The following is a 15,981-nucleotide window of genomic DNA, read 5'->3' as shown; positions in this document are numbered from 1 at the left end:
CAGTTCGCATCGAGGAGATCGGGGCGTGCCACAGCCGTGCCAGGTGAGGCGGTGCCGAACGGGGACTCACGGGGAACAGCGGTGACGGGGTCGCTTTGCCGCAGGTCAGCGTCCGCCCAGGTGAGGCAGGGTCCGCAGCCTCAGTCTTCCAAGCTGGTGCCGGACTCGTAGCCGACGGCAACGACGACGCCCGTGACCCGGACGCGACGGTACGCAGCGGTACGTCACGAACTGTCGGCATTGGTCCTTGCCGGGAGGGACAGTGACCCACTCCACGCTGGGTGGGGCGGGCCTTGCGTCAGGCCGTATGCGTCAATAGATGCCCTGGCCAATGGTTTCGACGAGAGGGTAGCAACGTGCACGACCTGTACCAGGTCCGCCGGGTGAGGCGGCGCACCTGGTGGCACCGTGGGTGGGGGCTGTGCGCCTCGCTACTGGGAGCCGGACTGCTGGCGGTGGCCATTTCGGGCGTTTTCGACCTGCCGAGATCCGTGGCCGAGGAACGGTCGTATCTCGCGGCCGAATCATGCACGCCGGCGCAGGCCCTGAACCCGCACGCCGACTGCCTGCGTTCGGTGCAGGCCCGCGTGCGGAGCACCGTGATCATCGACAGAGGCAAGCAGCAGCAGTTCACCGTGAGGCTCGCGGGGTCCAGTCCGGTGCCGGCGGAGCTCGACCTATACGACTCTGGCCCGCTATTGAAGCGGCTGCGTCCGGGCGACCAGGTGACGGTCACGGTATGGCACGACTACGCGATCGCGATCGCCCGGGGCGGGATCTCCCAGGAGTCCAACGACACGCCGCTTGATGAGCCCGAGTTCATCACTGGTGTGGTGCTGGCGCTTACGGCACTGGGCTCATTCGCCATGTTCGCGGGAGGCCAGGCAGTGCTCCGAGCACGCCGGCTGGCCGTGAAGGGCCTGCCCGTCGCGCTGGTGCCCTGGAGCAAAGGGGCACTGGTTGCTGCGGCCTGCGCATTGCCGGCAGGATTCATCGGAGCCTGCTGGGGAGGGCCGGTCATGGTGGCGTCGGCCTGGGCAGCCATGCTGCCAGGTGTCTGGTGGATGGTCCGTCTGATGGAGCGTCGAGCCAAGCGCCAGAGTCGAACCCAGCGCCGAGCAGGGTCGAGTGTCTAACTGCGCTACAACGGCCCCGCACGTGGGCGCACGACCACGGACGCCCGCGGACAGTTCGCGCAGGTCAACGCTGGTCCGGCCCCAGGTCACACGGTCGCTCGCATTGCTTCGGGACGAAGAGGCCAGCTTCCGCTAGGGCCGTCTGACGGGCTCGTCGATCCGCAGGAGTAGGCTCCCCGAGCTGGCAGGCTCCGCAGCTCAAGGTAGGAAGTGGATCGACAGATGCATTCGGGCATACGCAGAGTCGGCAGCGCGCTCATGTGGCTTGTCAGCCTGGCATGGTTTGCCCAGAACTCGATCACGGGCCACGGACTGTGGAGGATCTTGTCCGCCGCCGTCCTGTTGCTGGGATTGATCCTCGCGGGCCTTACGCTCTGGGAGCGTGCCCACCCTTTGCCCAAGCGGCGGCGAGCGCGGGAGCGCGAGCAAGACGTCAAGGGCTGACATCGACGGGTGACGTCAACGTTCCTGTACGGCGACGGCTTGCACCGGATGCGGGAAGACCTCGTGTCGCTGATGACTGCGGGCTTCTGCAGGCGAAGCCGAACCACGATCGAACTCCTAAAGCGGGTGTCGCAGGTTCGAATCCTGCCTGGGGCACATAGTGAAGGGCCAGTTCAGGGGCTTGACCCCCCGAAACTGGCCCTTTCTCGTGGTCACGGCTGTGCCACTTCCGTGCCACAAGGCCCGCTAGGTGATCGACGCCCCCGGCGCCAATTCGAGTCCGGCGGCGTGCAGGAAGTCGGAGAGGCTGATGATGCCGTCGTCCGTGTCGTCGTCCCACTGGACCAGAAGCTCCGAGCGGCCTTCGTTCCAGGATTCAGCGGTCCAGGTGTCGGTGTCAGGTCCGGGATGCCGCTCGACGCTGCCCTCACCTTGGCGGTAGTGCAAGTACAGGTAGTGGCCGCCGACAGTCCAGGCGTCCCACTGTGACGGGTAGCCGTGACACGTCTGTACGACCCGTGCCAGCAATCGTTCCGCTTCTCCGGTCATTCGGCGATGTTCGTCCTCTGCCCACGCGCTCAGCAAGGCATTTGCGGCCGTTGGCAGCCCTTGCATAACGGGGTACCCAAGCGCCTAAGCCTCATCGCCCCGGGTCCTACGGATCACCGACCCGAGCCGATCGGCGATCTCCCGATCACGACCGTTGACCATGTGCTGATAGATCAGCGCCGCACGCGGCGTGCTGTGCCCCATCCTGGTCATCAGCTCCCGCAGGCTCGCCCCAGATGCGGCGAGGGTGTTCCCCGTGTGCCGGAGATCGTGGAAGTGCACGTCTGCCGTGATGGCCGCCCTGGACCGCGCGCGGATCCAGTCGTCCCGGAAGTTGCTCCGCCGCAGCTGCCCGCCCCTGGGACCGAGGAAGACGTGACCGTCCCGGCCGGGCCCGGCGTAGGTGTCGGCAGGCAAGGAGCCAGCCCGATTCGCGGCCAGCGTACGGGCCCCGATCTCTCGCCCCATGGCAGCTCCAGCCCAAAGCCGCTCCCGCCGACCTCATCGGGCCCGTGTGCGATCGTCACGTTGAGCCGTCAGCCGAGGGGGAACGCTCGCGAGGGAGCGCCCCGCAACGCGTGGCTGCGGGGCGCCGATCCACTTTCACAACGGGCCCTAGGGGGGTTTAGTCGACCGTCTGCCCGTCGTACATACCGCCCCTGCAGGTCGGGAGCACGGGCGTCGAACGATCGATCGTTCCGCCGCCGTCCGTGCACTCACCCGGGGTGACGCTGGCCGGGGTGACGCTGGCCGGGGTGACGCTGCCGGCGGTGGCGGCGGTGGCGGTGGCGGCGCCTGTGAGGCCGAGTCCGGCGAGGGCTGCCGTGGCGAAGACTGCGGCGAGGATTCGTCGAATGCGCATTTGGTTCGCCTTTCACAGATTGCCTCGGTTGGGGCACTAGCCAGCTTGATCTTCACCCATATGGGTGGCACGTCATGTTGGGCCATTCGGGTGACAGTGTTGTCGGGTGCGGGGTCGGTGACGCGACCCGTCAGAGCGGATGGAAGCCCGTGCCGCATCCATGCCAGAAAGAGCGGATCCCAGCGGTCAAGAGCAGTCAAGCGCGACGCCTCGCGATTAATCACCAGAGGCCGTTTGTGCTGGTCAGCGTCAACCCCCTCCGTGACGGCCCGGTGATTCCCAAGCTGATGGCTCAGGCATCGTCGTCCCGTGCCGGCCGTCGAGGCATGCGCTGGTCGACGGGCGATAACGTGGCTGAGGCTGGTAGGGGTGCAGCGAGGCCACGCGCGCCTGGTCAGTCGGCCCGCCCGCCGTCGTGGCTGACTGTCGTCGGCTGAGGTTCAGTCGGGGCGCATCACGGGTGCCAGTCGTCAGCTGAGCGGGCGAAGCTGGGCCGTCTCTGGGCCGTCCGAGGTTGCTCAACAGCGGCCAATGACGACCAACGACGACGACCAGGAGCCCGAGCCCACCGTCCCTGAGCTGGGAAGCAGCAGGTCGCCAAGATCCCCGGCAAGACCCAGGGCAAGAAGAAGCAATCACTAGAAGATCGTGCGCATCATGGAGCATGGGGATCGATCTGGAGCTGCACGCATCGCGGCCGGCGCGTACCTGGCGCAAGTCCCGCGCGACACTACTGCGGAGCTCTCACGGACACGGTGACGCATTGGCCGATGCACTCGGCTCGCTCCAGCTCCTCGGAGTAACCGGGAGGCTCACTGCCGTCGATCCGTACGGGGATACGTTGATGAACGAGCAGGAGTCTGCCGCCGCCCTCCGCGAGATCCACGATCTGCGGCAACGATGCGGTGATGAGCGTCAGCTTGCAGCGCTGGACGATCTCGCGACGATGCTGGAGCAGTGCGCGGCCACCCCAGGCAGTTACCTGCGGTTCGCGGGTGACTGAAGCTCGTGCCACAAACGTGCCAGATCCAGCTGGGAGCCAGGGGGAATCTCGGAGCCTGACGGGTGCTCAGGCGGACTGCCGCCGAGGCTGGGATTCTGCAGGTCGTCCACGACGCGGCCCCACCTCGCTCCTGAAGCGGTGCTCATGCATCGGGTGGGCCGGTCGCCGGGCTGGGAGCTGTCAGGCGGTGGACGAGTGCACGCAGGGCTCGGAGTTCGGCGTCGAGTGCCTGTGTGCCTTCGCGGGTAAGGGCGATCCACGTGCGGGGGCGCCTGCCGGCGTAGCCCTTCTCCAGAGTGATCAGGCGCGAGTCCTCCAGCACCTTCAGGTGCCGGGAGAGGTTTCCGTCGGTGACGGCCAATTGCGTCTTCAGGAAGCCGAACTCGACCCGGTCGGCTTCGCGGGCGATGGTGAGGATGCCGAGCCGCACGCGCTGGTGAACGGTGTCGTCCAGTGCGTGGGTCGGATGCAGTCCTTCGTGGTTGTCACGCGCGGCTGACGAGTCCTCGACGCTCATGAGGCGACGGTACGCGCACCGGCGGCGCCCGGGGTGGCCCGGCGGCGGACCGCCACCCGCTCCGCCAGCCCGGCGAGGAGTAGGACGGCCGCCAGCAGGAGGGCCTTGGCCTGCGGGCCGTCGGTCCAGCCGGGGTGGGCGGGGTGCTCCCAGGGGAGCCACCCGCCGCCCCAGGAGGCTCCCAGGTAGCCGGTGAGCAGCAGGGCGTGGGCGGTGCCGGCCGCTGCGGCGATCCAGCTGCGTTCGACCAGACCGAGGGTGAAAAGTCCGATTCCGACCAGGTACCACGGGGAGGCATAGCTGTTCTCCAGCAGCTCAGCCTCCCACGGCTGGCTCCTGGAGAACAGGAACACCAGCAGGGTCGCTATCACTGCCGCAGCGGCAGCGGCAGTGGCGCTGATCCACACGCCGCGGCGGGGGACGATACCTCGGGCCTCGCCGCGCAGTCGGTACCAGCGGGCGAAGGCGAACCACGCCAGGGGAAGAAGCGCGAACCAGACGCCCCAGGCCGCGAAGCGCAGGACGGCGCCGTCGAACTCGCCCTTCAGGCACGGGGTTCCCGGTTCGTGAACGACGCACAGGCCGGTCAGCTCGGCGTAGGCGAAGAGTGGATAGGACGCGATGTAGCGCCCGTGCGCGCCGAAGTTGAAGGCGTACCGGGCGAACGGAGCGGCCACCAGCGCGACGAGGCCGAAGCCGAGAAGGGGAACCCACGAGCCGTTCAGCTGCGTGCGGGTCCTGGCCCGCAGGCCTTCCGTCGCGGCCAGCAGGCCAGCCGCGTGCGCCGCCGGCTCGGATTCGTCCCCGCTGCTCGGTGCGGGTGTTCCCATGATGTTCCCCCGGTGATCACGCTTCAGCAGCTCTGGAGAGCGGATTGCCGGATGGCCACCCGCCACCCTCCTTACTTTGTAATGCAAAGTACATGGCAGTCAAGAGCAAGTGACGCACCGTCCGTGCCCCCGGCGGGCGCCAACGGGGGTCAGCCACGGTCACGGCGGTCAATCGGTCAGTCCCAGAGACCATCCCGCCGGAGGCTCGGGACGTAGAGGGTGGGAAGCCGAGTCTTTTGCCTGCTTGAGGCTGAGGCAGAACGGCCGCGCGTTGATCGCGAACAGCGCGCCCAATCCGTCCTTACCGACATCACGGCACGGCTTCCAGGCGCTTGGCAGCAAGTTCGATCACGAGCGAGCAAGGCCCAGCACGTCTGGAAGACCCGGATCCCGCCGGATCCTCATCGACGAATTGGGCGAGTGGAGAGCGCCCATACCGGAGATCTGCGTCATCCGATGACGGGCCCAGCCCCGGCGCCGTGCCACCCTCGTGGGGAATCTGCAGGGCACGCCGATGACGTCCGCTGACTCCGCAAGCGGGCGTCGCAGGTTCGGATCAGAGTCCGGGACGGTCAGGGGCGTTCGGCGTACCCGCGCAGCCGGGGCCGCGCGCACGGACGGTGAGGGGCCCTGGTGTGCCCCGGAACAGCGCTCCCTGGCACAGCGCGGCCTGTCACGGCCGGGGTCGGGCCGGAAGACTCGCCTGCGCCGGGCTGCTCCTGACATCCGGGCCGCCTGGCGCCCAAAGCGATCGCCGGAGACATCGGCGCTGTGCGCGACCGATACGCGGAGCACACAGCGGCCCCTCGACAAGGCAGAGTGGTGCTCGCCGCGGTCAACTCGGCGAACCAGGTGGACGTGGTCCACCCGGACGGCACCAGGACGACGGTGCTCACGGCGGCGGACGGGCTCGCCTCGCCCACCGCGACCGCGGTGCACGGCACCACCCTCTACATCACCGATGCCGGCGTGCAGGACCCCCACCACGCCCAGTTGCAGAGCGCGCGGATCAACCTGTCCTCCGTGCGCAACGGCACGCCCTCCTGACCCGGCAGGCCTGGGAACCGCGGTGGTGATCGCGGTTCCCAGGCCCGCCCGGACACGCAAGTCGGCGGCCGGGAAAAGCCGATGGGCGGCTCAGTAGTGGGCGCCGACGGGCGCCGGGATGGCGTCGAGGTCGGCGAGGTCGGCCGCGGAGAGCCGGAGGTCTGCGGCGCCCGCGTTGTCGGCGAGGTACTTGGGGGTCTTGGTGCCGGGGATGGGGACGACGTGCGGGCCCTGGGCGGTGAGCCAGGCGAGGGCGACCTGGGCGGGGGTCACTCCGGCCCGGTCGGCGACCTCGCGGACCTTGGCGGCGATGTCGAGGTTGGCTTGCAGGTTGTCGTCCTGGAAGCGCGGCAGGCGCCGCCGCTGGTCGTTCTGCGGCAGTTCGTCGAAGGAGGTGAAGCGGCCGATGAGGAAGCCGCGGCCCAGGGGGGAGTACGGCAGGAGGCCGATGCCGTGCTCCTCGCAGTAGGGCAGGACCTGGCCCTGGACGTCGCGGGTCCACAGGGAGAATTCGGACTGCACCGTGGTGACGGGGTGCACGGCCTGGGCGCGCTGGATCTGCTCGACGCTGACCTCGGACAGGCCGATGTGGCGGGCCTTGCCGGCGGTGACGGCCTCGGCCATGGCGCCCCAGGTCTCCTCGATCGGGACGTCGGGGTCGACGCGGTGGAGCTGGTAGAGGTCGACGTGGCCGGTGCCCAGGCGGCGCAGGCTGGCGTCGATGGCGGCGCGGATGTGCTCGGGCCGGGCGTTGGGCTTGACCAGGGGCGAGCCGCCGGGGCCGCCGGTGGGGTCGATGGACTCCAGTCCGACCTTGGTGGCGAGGACCGCGCGGTCGCGCCGGCCGGCCAGGGCGCGGCCGACGAGTTCCTCGTTGGTGTAGGGGCCGTAGACGTCGGCGGTGTCGATCAGGGTCACGCCCAGGTCGAGGGCCTGGTGGATGACCGAGACGGAGGTGGCCTCGTCACGCGGGGTGGCCATGTCGTAGGCGAAGCTCATGCCCATGGCGCCCAGGCCGATGACGCCGACCTCAGGTCCGTGCGTGCCCAGGGTGGTGTTGCGCATGCTGTGTCTGCCTTCGTACGGGATCGGCGGGCTGACTGATCACAGCCCGTGAACGGAAAGCCACGGGATCGACGGTCCCTTGCGGCTCTTCCACCCTCGCGTCCGCCGTCGTGGCGCGGCAGGCCGCACGGTGCCGGGGAGCGACGTGCCAGGGAGTGATGCGGCCCCCCAGGCCGCCTCGTTCCGCTCACGACGCCGGCGCACTTTTCGAATGAGCCCTGACCAGCACAGCAACGACCTGGCGAGCTTCCTGCGGGCCCGCCGCACCCAGCTCACGCCCGAGCAGGTCGGCCTTCCCACCGGCCCGGGGCTCCGCCGCACCCCGGGACTGCGCCGCGAAGAACTCGCCACCCTCGCCGGGGTCAGCATCGACTACTACACCCGCATCGAACGGGGCAAGGAAACCCGGCCCAGCCCCGCCGTCGTCGACTCTCTCGCCCGCGCGCTGCGCCTGGACGGGGATGAACACGATCACCTGCGCCAGGTGGCCGCCCGGGCCGCCCGCAACGCGCCCGAGCCGCCCGCCGCACCCAGCCGCGTGGTGAAGCCCGGCGTCAGGCTCCTGCTGGAGAACCTGCGGCCGGGCCCCACCTACGTCCTGAGCCGCACCCTGGACGTCCTCGCCGCCAACCCCGGCGGCATGGCCCTGTACCCGGGCCTCGGCGACCGGCCGGTCACGCAGCGCAACCTCGCGCGCTACTACTTCCTCCACCCGGCCGCGCGTGACCTGTTCCCCGAATGGGACATCCGGATCCGCGGCTGCGTGGCCCGGCTCAGGGCCCTGGCCGGCACCGACCCCGACGCCCCCGACCTCGCCCGGCTCGTCGGCGAGCCCCTGCTGAAGAGCGCCGACTTCGCCCGCCTGTGGGAGCGATACGACGTCCGGCCGCATCGCCCCGGCACCAAGCACTTCCACCACCCCCACGTCGGCGACATGACCCTCGGCTACCAGTCCATGCAGCTGGACGGCACCCCCGGCCACCGCCTCGTCGCCTACTACGCGGAGGTCGCAGGCCCCGACCGCGACGCCATGGTCCTTCTCGACATGCTCGGCAACCAGCAGGCCCCGGACTCCGCCGGCCGGAGCACCGGCTCGGACTCGCTGAAACCGTAGCCCGACGGCGCCCTCCGACGGCAACGGAGCCGGAACCTCGTGCCGCAGAACGGACACCTCGTCGAATGGTGGCAATCCGGGGCGTTCCGATCCTCCGCGCGGCCCGCCGGCTCCCTGGTGGCCTGCGGGTGTTGACCTTCGTTGCGGATCATCACAAGATGACGCGTACGGCACTGCCGAGATCGCCGGCCGGGCCACCGTTGACCGCCCCGCCCGCCGGCAGGGGCAGGCCGGTATGCGACCCGGCGCGTCCGGAATCCTGGAAGGTCACGCGTTCATGCAGAGCTACGCCTCGGCGCAATTGGCATCACCTGGCACCTACTTCCAGACGGCGGCTTTCTGCTGCCTCGTGGCCGTCGTCCTCATACGGGCGGGCCGCGTGTGGCGCCGCGCGGCCCGGGGTCTGCTCGCCCCCGACGAGCCGGTTCGCATGGAGTCCGCGCCCGCGCCGGCGCCCGCGGCCACCCCGGCCCAGGGCAACCGCACCGTGGGGCGCGTCTACCTCTGCTTCGGCTGGTTCCTTGTACTGGGGACGGTCGTCAACCTGGTCAACGGCTTCCGCTCCGTGTGGGGCTGAGGAGGTCTCAGCCGTACAGCGTGGCGTCCGGCCGCCGGACGACCGCCCGCGTTAGCTTTCTGTCACATATCCATGACGAGGAGTGACATGCGGTACGGACAGGGCGTGCGGGCGGTCGCGGTGGCGGCACTGACGGCCTCGGCGGCCGGGTGCGGACCACAGGCGGTCACCGGGGTGCGGGAGGCGAGTCCGGTCGCGTCGGTGTCGGCCGCGGCGGCGCCGTGCACGGCGGACGACGTCAAGGTCTCGGACGCCCGCCAGTCCGCGCAGCGTCCCGCGGGCACGGGCACCGGCGCGGTGGTCGTCGGGGTCACGAACGCCTCCGGGCACGCCTGTGCGGTGAGCGGCTTCCCGACCGTGGCGGGAGCGGGCAACGGCTCCCCCGGGCGGAACGCGCCGCTGACGGTACGTCACACCGGGTCGGCCTCGTCCGTGCGGCTGGCGCCGGGTGGTACGGCGTGGGTGAAGCTGACCTTCGTCCAGGTGCAGGGCGAGGGCGACGGCTACTGCGTCTCCGGTGCGCCGCCCGTGACGTACCCGACGCTGGTGCTGGGCGTGCCGGGCGCCGGTGCCCACCAGATCGCCATGGCCGACGGGGAGTTCGCCGAGTGCGACAACACCGTGACGGTCACCGCGCTGTCGGCGAGGGAACCCGCCTGAGGGCGCGGGCCCGAGGCTGGCTCGCGCCCGGGCACCCCGGTCACTTGCGGTGGCCGCTGTCCGCGGGTGCCGAAGGGACGGGCGGCGTTGTGGCCGCGGGTGCCGAGCGGGCCGGTGGCGCCGTGACCACGGGGGCCCCGGTGAGCCGGGCGCAGTAGGCGGGTACGGCGGCGGAGCCGCCGGCGGCCTGCTCCAGCCGGGTCAGGGCCGAGGCGTTCACGGTCCTGTCGTGCTCCGTGGCCCTGACGTACGCCTGGCACAGCCCCTTCAGCCCGGTGTCTGCGGACGGGACGAGCGGGGGCACCGATCCGTGCGCGTCCCGGGGAGCGTCCGGGGTGGGAGTGGCCCCGCCGGGGTCCTGGGGTCCGCGCGGGGGTGCGGTCGGCCGCCCCGCGCCCGGGCCGGCGGGCGCGGAGGAGGAGGCGGCGGGCGCCACCGGCCGGGGCCCGTCCGTTCCCGAGTGGAAGGGGCCGGGGAGCGTGCCGGACTGCGCGGCCACGGCCACGCCGCCGAGCGCGAAGACCGCGGCCAGTCCGCCGAGTACCGCCTTGACGCGACGGGTGGGCCGGGCACCGCGGGCCCGCCGTTTGCCGCGATCGCCGCTCGTGGCGTCCCTGGCCTCCCGGAAGGCCGCCAGCGCGGCGCGCTCGCGCTCGGGGTCGCCCGGCAGCGGCGCCGCCGCCACCGCGAGGGCCCGTGCGAGGGCGTCCGCCCGGCCGTCGGCGCCCGCGATGGGTTCCGCGTCGAGCAGGCGCTCGGCCAGGGCGGCGTCCATCCAGTCGTCGTGTGCTCGGCTGTCCTTCATCCTTCACTTCTCCCCGGCGCCGTCGAGGCGCTCCGCCAGGCGTTTCAGGCCCCGGTGGGCGGCGGTCCGCACCGCGCCCGCCCGCTTGCCCAGGACCTTCGCCGCGGCAGGCGCGTTGAGCCCGACCACCACCCGCAGCAGCACGGCCTCGGCCTGGTCCTGCGGGAGCGCCGCGATCAGGTCGAGCGCGTGCCGCGTCGACAGGTTCTCCAGCGCGGTGCCGCCCGCGTCCTGGAGCGTCATCGGCTCGTCGGTGCGGTCATCCAGGGGCGTGGTGCGCGGCCGGGCCTTGATCCGGCGCAGGTGGTCCAGCGCGCGGTGCCGGGCGATGGTCGCGGCCCAGCCCCGGAAGGCCTGGCCGCCGCCGCGGAAGCCCCGCAGGTCCCGGACGACGTCGTGCCACGTCTCGGAGGCCACGTCCTCGGCGTCGTCGCCGACCAGGCCGCGCAGGTAGCCCAGAAGCATCGGATGGACCTCCCGGTAGACGGCGCCGAACGCGACCTCGTCGCCGGCGCGGGCCCGCTGGACCGCGTCACCCAGTTCCTCGTCGCCCATCCGGTCGCGCCGACGAACCTCCGCCTTGCCCACTGCGTCCTCTTCGTGCTCGTCGACCCCGTGCCGCCACCCGTCGCGCCGCGGCGCGGCGGGCATCACACCTCGGCCCGGCCCACCACGGAGAGGCAGAAGAGGCGCAGGCTGTCCACCGTGCCGTTCTCGTACCGCTTCACCGCCTTGCCCAGCGGGTTCCACACCCGCCCGTCGGGCGTCCGGATACCGAACGACTGCCCGAATGTATCGCGCTGCCCGGCGTCGAAGTCCACCCAGGCGGCTCCGGTCGCGCGGACCAGCACTTCACCCGTGTAGGCGCCGAAGCCGCGGAGCGTGGGGACGACCGCCTGGAGCGGCGGCTGCTCGCGGCGGATGGCCTCGATGATGCGGTCCACCAGGCCGAGGCTGGCCGGCGAGTAGTCGAGCCTGACCCTGGATCCCTCTCTGGCCATGGACACGACATCCGCGGCGAGACGAGGACCGAGAACCGTCGCCGGTGGATTGCTCAACTCCTGCTTCATCGTGCCCCTTCGCTCGTCGTCCCCGTCCGCGTGTGACGCGTGTGGCTACTGAGTGGGGCGCGGCGCGCCGCGAAAGCGTTACACCGGGCGGCGGAGGCGACCACGCCCGGCGGCGCGAGCGCGCTTAGGCTGCGGGCATGGCGACTGCGACCGTACGCGAGTGGTACGAGGAAGAGGGCTGGGGCGTGCTGGACTGCCCGGAGACGCCCGGGGGGTGCTTCGCCCACTACAGCGACATCGAGATGAACGGCTTCCGCACGCTCTCCGCCGGCCAGTCGGTGGCCCTGGAATGGGAGGCTCCGGGCTTCGCGCAGGACGGGTACGCGTACCGCGCCCTGCGCGTCGTGCCGAAGGGCTGACCGGCGGACTCACCGATGGGCCGGCCGGACGTCCGCGACACCGACCCGCGGGTCAGCCCACGTCCCACAGGAAGCGGTGGGTGTGGATGCCGAAGTACGGGAAGGTGTCGACGCCCGCGACGCCGTCGGTGGTCCTGACGACGTCGTTGACGAAGTCCAGCAGGTCCGGCGGCCCGGGGCAGACGACCTCGGCGAACAGGGCGTAGGGCCCGGCCGTGAGGACCGCGTAGACGACCTCGTCGCGCGCGGAGAGGGTGTCCGCGACCGCGCGCGGGTCGCCGTCCACGCGGACGCCGAGCAGCGCCATCGCCTGACCGCCCATGGCCATGGGGTCGGTGACGCCCACGACCTGGACGACCTTGCCGTCGATGAGCCGCTGCAGGCGCTGCCGGGCGGCGGACGGGGAGAGCCCGACCTTGGGGCCGAGGTCCGCGTACGGGATGCGGCCGTCGGTCTGGAGCTCGCGGAGGATGGCGCGGTCGATGTCGTCCACGGGGCTCAGCCTGCCAGTTCGGCCAGGGACTCGGCGAAGAGGGCCGTGTGGGTGTCGACGTCGGCCTCGGTGGTGGCCGGGCACATCAGGGCCATGTTGTGGAACGGCGTCATGAGGATGCCGCGGTTGGCCAGCCACAGGTGCAGGAAGTCCTCCAACTCGGGGTCGGAGACCGCCGCCGACTCGGTGCCGGTGCGCGGCGCGGGCGCGGCGAAGCGGTATTCCGTACGGGCGCCGAGGCGGCTGACGGACCAGGGCAGGCCGTGCTTGGCGACGGCGTCCGCTACACCGCGCTCGAAGCGGGCGGCGAGGTCGGACATGGCGGTGAACGCGTCGTCGGTCAGGACGTGTTCGAGGGTGGCCCGCATGGCGGCGACGGACAGGGCGTTTCCGGCGAGGGTGCCGCCGACGCCGCCCATGTCGACGAGGTCGAGGTCGCCGCGGCCGAGGAGGCGGTCGGCGAGGTCGGCGGAGAGGCCGTACGCGCCGGCCGGGACGCCACCGGCGATGGCCTTGCCGATGGTGAGGATGTCGGGCGCGAGGTTCCACGCGGCGGTGGCGCCGCCGGGGCCGGCGGAGAAGGTGTGCGTCTCGTCGTTGATCAGCAGTACGCCGTGCCGGCGGGTGATCTCGCGGACCCCCTCGAGGTAGCCGGGCTCCGGCAGCACGATGCCGATGTTGGTGAGGGCGGGCTCCATCAGGACGGCGGCGACGTCGCCGTGGGCGAGCTCGCGCTCCAGGCCCTCCAGGTCGTTGAACTCGGCGACGCGGCTGGTCAGCGTGACGTCGCAGGGCGCGCCGACGTTGCCTGGGCGGCTGACGCCGCCGCGGCCGCCGGGACCGGTGACGATCAGGGACTCGTCGACGCTGCCGTGGTAGCAGTAGCTGTTGAAGAGGATCTTCTGCCGTCCGGTGACGGCGCGGGCGAGCCGGATGGCCCACCGGTTGGCGTCGGTCGCCGTCAGCGAGTACGACCAGCGGGGCAGGCCGAAGCGGCGGGCCAGCTCGGCTCCGACCCATTCGGCGTCCTCGGTGGGGAGCATGGCGGTGGCGCCGCCCTGCTCGCGGTAGCGGCGCTCGATCGCCTCGGCGACGGGCTCCGGGGAGTGCCCGGCCATGGCGCCGGTGTCGCCGAGGCAGAAGTCGACGTACTCGTGGCCGTCGATGTCGGTGACGCGGGCGCCGCGGGCACCGGCCAGGTAGCGGGGGAAGGCCCCGGCGTTCTTGTTCATCCAGGTCATGGGCACCCGGCCGAAGAGGTGGTCGGCCGCCTCGTACGCGGCGCGGGACTTCGGGTTGCGGGCCGCGGCCTCCGCGGTCTCGCGGGCGAGCAGTTCCTTCAGGCGGGCGCGGTCGACGGACATGGATGGCCTCCTCAGCGACGGACGCTCTGACCATACGCGCGATCGCACTGCCAGACCATCCCCAGACGCGTGATTCGATCGTTCACGCGAACGAATCACGATTCACATCCGGTGACCGGTACGGCTTCCGTCCGGATGGCCCCGGCCCGGACCGCGGCGCGCCAACTGCGCCGGCGGGTCCGGCGGGTCCGGCGGGTCCGGCGGGTCCGGCGGCGATGGGTACGCCCCGCGCACGCCCGCCCCGGGTGCGCCCGTCGGTCACCGGTGCCAGGGTGGCTTGTGTCGGTCTGTGGACGGGATCGCAGGGAAAGGCGGCGACGGCCATGGCGCAGCACCCGCACGCAGTGCTGGTCCACAAGATGTACTCGGCGTTCACCCGGGGCGACATGGACTCGCTGGCCGGCCTGCTGGCGGGGGACGCGACCCACCACTCCCCCGGCGACCATCCGCTCGCCGGGCACTACAAGGGCCGGGACGAGATCATCGGCTACTACCGCCGGCTCGCGGAGGAGACCGACGGCAGCATGCGGGTCCAGCTGCGGCAGGTGCTCGTCGACGGTCGCGGCCACGCCATGGCCGTGCACCACGTCACGGCCGAGCGCCGGGGCGGGTACCTCGACGAACCGGGCGGCATCGTCTTCCGGATCATCGGGAGCCGGATCACGGACCTGGACGAGTGCGTCGGCGACCTCGACGCCACCAACGCGTTCTGGTCCTGAGCACGCCCCGCCCCGCCGGGACGCCCCGGGGCCGCGCCCCGGGGCGCGCGGTCACACCGTGACGGAGAAGACCTGCACGCTGTTACTGACCATCGACGGCAGCGGCTCCGACTCCCCCGGCCCCCCGGCCGCCCGCAGGCCCGGGAAGCGCGCGAACAGCGCGGGCAGCGCGATCTCCGCCTCCAGCCGTGCCAGCGGGGCCCCGAGGCAGTAGTGCGGCCCGTGCCCGAAGGTGAGATGGCGCCCGTCGGGGCGGGTGACGTCGAAGCGGTCGGCGTCGGGGCCGTGCCGCTCCGGATCGCGCCCGGCCGCGGCGTAGGAGGCGAGGAAGGCGTCGCCCTTGGGGATGACGGCGCCCCCGATCGCGATGTCCTCGACCGCGTAACGCAGCGGGAACTGGCCGACGGGCGAGTCCCAGCGCAGGGTCTCCTCGACGACCGCGCTCCAGGTCGCCTCGCCGGACCGGACGAGGTCCAGCTGCCCGGGGTGGGCCAGCAGCGCCCGTACGGCGTTGGTGATCAGGTTGAGGGTCGTGCCGTGCCCGGCCACGAGGATCTGCAGCATCGTGCCGGTGACCTCGGCCTCGCTCAGCCGCTCGCCGTCCTCCTGGGCGGCGATCAGGGCGCTGGTCAGGTCGTCGCGCGGCTCGGCGCGGCGGGCGGCTGCCAGCTCGGCCATGATCCCGTACAGCGCCCGCTGGTCGGCGACGACGTCCTGAGGCTCGGTGACGCTGCTCACCAGGGACCGGGACAGCCGGTGGCACTCGTCGTGCCGCTCGCGGGGCACGCCGAGAAGTTCGCAGATGACCCGCATCGGCAGCGGGTACGCGAAGTGGGCGCGCAGGTCCGCGGCCCGGCCGCCGGCGAGGGCGGCGCCGAGGCCGTCGAGCAGTTCCCCGGTCAGAGCCTCGATACGCGGACGCAGCGCGGCGACGCGGCGCGGGGTGAAGGCCTGGCCGACCAGGCCCCGCAGCCGCCGGTGGTCGGCGCCGTCCGCGGTGATCATGCCCGGCACGGTGACGAAGGTGATGAGCGGCCAGCCCTCGGGGACCGCCCCCTCGGCGAGCGCCCGCCAGTGCCGGGCGTCCTTGGCCGTGCGCGGATCCGACAGCAGTTCCTGCAGCAGGTCGTGACGGGTGACGGCCCAGGCGGGGACACCGCCGGGCAGTTCCACGCGCACGACGGGGCCGAGGGCGCGCAGGGCGGCGTTCTCACCGTGCTGGTCGCGGCCGTACGGGTCAAGACGCAGGGGCGCGGGCTGAGTTGTCATGGACGACATCGTGGCGTGCGCCGCGGGAGCGCGGAACCCCGCGCCACACCGCCCCCCTCCTCCTCAGCCTCCCCTTCCTCGATACCCCTAGGGGGTAT

General features: G+C 71.7%; 19 protein-coding genes and 1 pseudogene. 8 read left to right on the top strand and 12 right to left on the bottom strand.

What is annotated here, in order from left to right; all coding sequences use genetic code 11:
* Nucleotides 1-356: 356 nt before the first annotated feature.
* On the top strand, nucleotides 357-1,136 hold the full coding sequence (locus ACWDAS_RS05985; protein ID WP_450387597.1) for a hypothetical protein: 780 nt from the start codon (nucleotides 357-359) through the stop codon (nucleotides 1,134-1,136).
* A 690-nt stretch (nucleotides 1,137-1,826) separates the two neighbouring features.
* Here the strand turns inward: ACWDAS_RS05985 and ACWDAS_RS05980 are convergent.
* The 3 genes and pseudogenes from ACWDAS_RS05980 to ACWDAS_RS05970 all read right to left on the bottom strand — a co-directional run bounded on the left by ACWDAS_RS05980 (nucleotide 1,827) and on the right by ACWDAS_RS05970 (nucleotide 2,991).
* Nucleotides 1,827-2,129, bottom strand: a complete 303-nt coding sequence (locus tag ACWDAS_RS05980) for a hypothetical protein (RefSeq protein WP_450387596.1) — start codon at nucleotides 2,127-2,129, stop codon at nucleotides 1,827-1,829.
* An 84-nt stretch (nucleotides 2,130-2,213) separates the two neighbouring features.
* Nucleotides 2,214-2,573: pseudogene (locus tag ACWDAS_RS05975) on the bottom strand (tyrosine-type recombinase/integrase); the annotation flags it as partial.
* A 181-nt stretch (nucleotides 2,574-2,754) separates the two neighbouring features.
* The gene (locus tag ACWDAS_RS05970; RefSeq protein WP_450387595.1) at nucleotides 2,755-2,991 is read right to left on the bottom strand and encodes a hypothetical protein; all 237 of its coding nucleotides are present in this window, start codon (nucleotides 2,989-2,991) and stop codon (nucleotides 2,755-2,757) included.
* Nucleotides 2,992-3,835: 844 nt separating this feature from the next.
* On the opposite strand from ACWDAS_RS05970, the gene ACWDAS_RS05965 reads away from it, so the two are divergent.
* Nucleotides 3,836-3,994, top strand: a complete 159-nt coding sequence (locus tag ACWDAS_RS05965) for a hypothetical protein (RefSeq protein ID WP_450387594.1) — start codon at nucleotides 3,836-3,838, stop codon at nucleotides 3,992-3,994.
* Nucleotides 3,995-4,136: 142 nt separating this feature from the next.
* On the opposite strand, the gene ACWDAS_RS05960 is transcribed toward ACWDAS_RS05965, so the two are convergent.
* Together ACWDAS_RS05960 and ACWDAS_RS05955 are read right to left on the bottom strand one after the other, a co-directional pair.
* Complete coding sequence (locus ACWDAS_RS05960) at nucleotides 4,137-4,511, bottom strand: transcriptional regulator (protein ID WP_450387593.1); 375 nt, start codon at nucleotides 4,509-4,511, stop codon at nucleotides 4,137-4,139.
* Nucleotides 4,508-5,341 (bottom strand): hypothetical protein, encoded by an 834-nt coding sequence (locus ACWDAS_RS05955; protein ID WP_450387592.1) that lies wholly within the window; start codon nucleotides 5,339-5,341, stop codon nucleotides 4,508-4,510. Before ACWDAS_RS05955 ends, ACWDAS_RS05960 begins: the two co-directional genes overlap by 4 nt.
* A gap of 822 nt (nucleotides 5,342-6,163) precedes the next feature.
* Between ACWDAS_RS05955 and ACWDAS_RS05950 the strand changes: the two genes are divergently transcribed.
* Entirely contained in the window at nucleotides 6,164-6,388 is a 225-nt protein-coding gene (locus ACWDAS_RS05950; protein WP_450387591.1) for a hypothetical protein, read from the top strand.
* Nucleotides 6,389-6,478: 90 nt separating this feature from the next.
* On the opposite strand, the gene ACWDAS_RS05945 is transcribed toward ACWDAS_RS05950, so the two are convergent.
* Entirely contained in the window at nucleotides 6,479-7,453 is a 975-nt protein-coding gene (locus ACWDAS_RS05945; RefSeq protein ID WP_450387590.1) for an aldo/keto reductase, read from the bottom strand.
* Between the two features lie 211 nt (nucleotides 7,454-7,664).
* On the opposite strand from ACWDAS_RS05945, the gene ACWDAS_RS05940 reads away from it, so the two are divergent.
* From ACWDAS_RS05940 to ACWDAS_RS05930, 3 genes are all read left to right on the top strand, one after another.
* Nucleotides 7,665-8,567 (top strand): helix-turn-helix transcriptional regulator, encoded by a 903-nt coding sequence (locus ACWDAS_RS05940; protein WP_450387589.1) that lies wholly within the window; start codon nucleotides 7,665-7,667, stop codon nucleotides 8,565-8,567.
* Between the two features lie 277 nt (nucleotides 8,568-8,844).
* Nucleotides 8,845-9,144: a hypothetical protein gene (locus tag ACWDAS_RS05935; protein ID WP_450387588.1), complete on the top strand. Its 300-nt coding sequence runs from the start codon at nucleotides 8,845-8,847 to the stop codon at nucleotides 9,142-9,144.
* An 87-nt stretch (nucleotides 9,145-9,231) separates the two neighbouring features.
* Nucleotides 9,232-9,804 carry a DUF4232 domain-containing protein gene (locus tag ACWDAS_RS05930; protein ID WP_450387587.1) on the top strand — a complete coding sequence of 191 codons (573 nt, stop codon included), beginning with the start codon at nucleotides 9,232-9,234 and terminating at the stop codon, nucleotides 9,802-9,804.
* A gap of 40 nt (nucleotides 9,805-9,844) precedes the next feature.
* On the opposite strand, the gene ACWDAS_RS05925 is transcribed toward ACWDAS_RS05930, so the two are convergent.
* The 3 genes from ACWDAS_RS05925 to ACWDAS_RS05915 all read right to left on the bottom strand — a co-directional run bounded on the left by ACWDAS_RS05925 (nucleotide 9,845) and on the right by ACWDAS_RS05915 (nucleotide 11,610).
* Nucleotides 9,845-10,609: a hypothetical protein gene (locus tag ACWDAS_RS05925; RefSeq protein ID WP_450387586.1), complete on the bottom strand. Its 765-nt coding sequence runs from the start codon at nucleotides 10,607-10,609 to the stop codon at nucleotides 9,845-9,847.
* Nucleotides 10,610-10,612: 3 nt separating this feature from the next.
* Complete coding sequence (locus ACWDAS_RS05920; protein WP_450387632.1) at nucleotides 10,613-11,197, bottom strand: RNA polymerase sigma factor; 585 nt, start codon at nucleotides 11,195-11,197, stop codon at nucleotides 10,613-10,615.
* A gap of 62 nt (nucleotides 11,198-11,259) precedes the next feature.
* The gene (locus ACWDAS_RS05915; protein WP_450387585.1) at nucleotides 11,260-11,610 is read right to left on the bottom strand and encodes a hypothetical protein; all 351 of its coding nucleotides are present in this window, start codon (nucleotides 11,608-11,610) and stop codon (nucleotides 11,260-11,262) included.
* A 206-nt stretch (nucleotides 11,611-11,816) separates the two neighbouring features.
* Between ACWDAS_RS05915 and ACWDAS_RS05910 the strand changes: the two genes are divergently transcribed.
* On the top strand, nucleotides 11,817-12,038 hold the full coding sequence (locus ACWDAS_RS05910) for a cold shock domain-containing protein (protein ID WP_450387584.1): 222 nt from the start codon (nucleotides 11,817-11,819) through the stop codon (nucleotides 12,036-12,038).
* Between the two features lie 52 nt (nucleotides 12,039-12,090).
* Here ACWDAS_RS05910 and ACWDAS_RS05905 read toward each other — a convergent pair whose 3' ends face one another.
* Both ACWDAS_RS05905 and ACWDAS_RS05900 read right to left on the bottom strand, forming a co-directional pair.
* Nucleotides 12,091-12,531: an Lrp/AsnC family transcriptional regulator gene (locus ACWDAS_RS05905; RefSeq protein ID WP_361805570.1), complete on the bottom strand. Its 441-nt coding sequence runs from the start codon at nucleotides 12,529-12,531 to the stop codon at nucleotides 12,091-12,093.
* 5 nt (nucleotides 12,532-12,536) lie between these two features.
* Entirely contained in the window at nucleotides 12,537-13,895 is a 1,359-nt protein-coding gene (locus ACWDAS_RS05900; RefSeq protein ID WP_450387583.1) for a transaminase, read from the bottom strand.
* A 323-nt stretch (nucleotides 13,896-14,218) separates the two neighbouring features.
* Between ACWDAS_RS05900 and ACWDAS_RS05895 the strand changes: the two genes are divergently transcribed.
* On the top strand, nucleotides 14,219-14,614 hold the full coding sequence (locus ACWDAS_RS05895) for a nuclear transport factor 2 family protein (RefSeq protein WP_450387582.1): 396 nt from the start codon (nucleotides 14,219-14,221) through the stop codon (nucleotides 14,612-14,614).
* A gap of 51 nt (nucleotides 14,615-14,665) precedes the next feature.
* On the opposite strand, the gene ACWDAS_RS05890 is transcribed toward ACWDAS_RS05895, so the two are convergent.
* The gene (locus tag ACWDAS_RS05890; RefSeq protein WP_450387581.1) at nucleotides 14,666-15,883 is read right to left on the bottom strand and encodes a cytochrome P450 family protein; all 1,218 of its coding nucleotides are present in this window, start codon (nucleotides 15,881-15,883) and stop codon (nucleotides 14,666-14,668) included.
* Between the last annotated feature and the right edge of the window lie 98 nt (nucleotides 15,884-15,981).

This window comes from Streptomyces sp. NPDC001070 (genome assembly GCF_053598835.1).
The sequence above is the reverse complement of the archived record's forward strand: the minus strand, read 5'-3'. Positions and strand labels throughout refer to the sequence as shown.

Bases quoted from the DNA above. Each gene is read 5' to 3' on its own strand.
- ACWDAS_RS05930 (WP_450387587.1), top strand. From the start codon at position 9,232: ATGCGGTACGGACAGGGCGTGCGGGCGGTCGCGGTGGCGGCACTGACG.
- ACWDAS_RS05915 (WP_450387585.1), bottom strand. From the start codon at position 11,610: ATGGCCAGAGAGGGATCCAGGGTCAGGCTCGACTACTCGCCGGCCAGC.
- ACWDAS_RS05925 (WP_450387586.1), bottom strand. From the start codon at position 10,609: ATGAAGGACAGCCGAGCACACGACGACTGGATGGACGCCGCCCTGGCC.
- ACWDAS_RS05910 (WP_450387584.1), top strand. From the start codon at position 11,817: ATGGCGACTGCGACCGTACGCGAGTGGTACGAGGAAGAGGGCTGGGGC.
- ACWDAS_RS05940 (WP_450387589.1), top strand. From the start codon at position 7,665: ATGAGCCCTGACCAGCACAGCAACGACCTGGCGAGCTTCCTGCGGGCC.
- ACWDAS_RS05965 (WP_450387594.1), top strand. From the start codon at position 3,836: ATGAACGAGCAGGAGTCTGCCGCCGCCCTCCGCGAGATCCACGATCTG.
- ACWDAS_RS05970 (WP_450387595.1), bottom strand. From the start codon at position 2,991: ATGCGCATTCGACGAATCCTCGCCGCAGTCTTCGCCACGGCAGCCCTC.
- ACWDAS_RS05960 (WP_450387593.1), bottom strand. From the start codon at position 4,511: ATGAGCGTCGAGGACTCGTCAGCCGCGCGTGACAACCACGAAGGACTG.
- ACWDAS_RS05895 (WP_450387582.1), top strand. From the start codon at position 14,219: ATGGCGCAGCACCCGCACGCAGTGCTGGTCCACAAGATGTACTCGGCG.
- ACWDAS_RS05945 (WP_450387590.1), bottom strand. From the start codon at position 7,453: ATGCGCAACACCACCCTGGGCACGCACGGACCTGAGGTCGGCGTCATC.
- ACWDAS_RS05890 (WP_450387581.1), bottom strand. From the start codon at position 15,883: ATGACAACTCAGCCCGCGCCCCTGCGTCTTGACCCGTACGGCCGCGAC.
- ACWDAS_RS05900 (WP_450387583.1), bottom strand. From the start codon at position 13,895: ATGTCCGTCGACCGCGCCCGCCTGAAGGAACTGCTCGCCCGCGAGACC.
- ACWDAS_RS05935 (WP_450387588.1), top strand. From the start codon at position 8,845: ATGCAGAGCTACGCCTCGGCGCAATTGGCATCACCTGGCACCTACTTC.
- ACWDAS_RS05955 (WP_450387592.1), bottom strand. From the start codon at position 5,341: ATGGGAACACCCGCACCGAGCAGCGGGGACGAATCCGAGCCGGCGGCG.
- ACWDAS_RS05980 (WP_450387596.1), bottom strand. From the start codon at position 2,129: ATGACCGGAGAAGCGGAACGATTGCTGGCACGGGTCGTACAGACGTGT.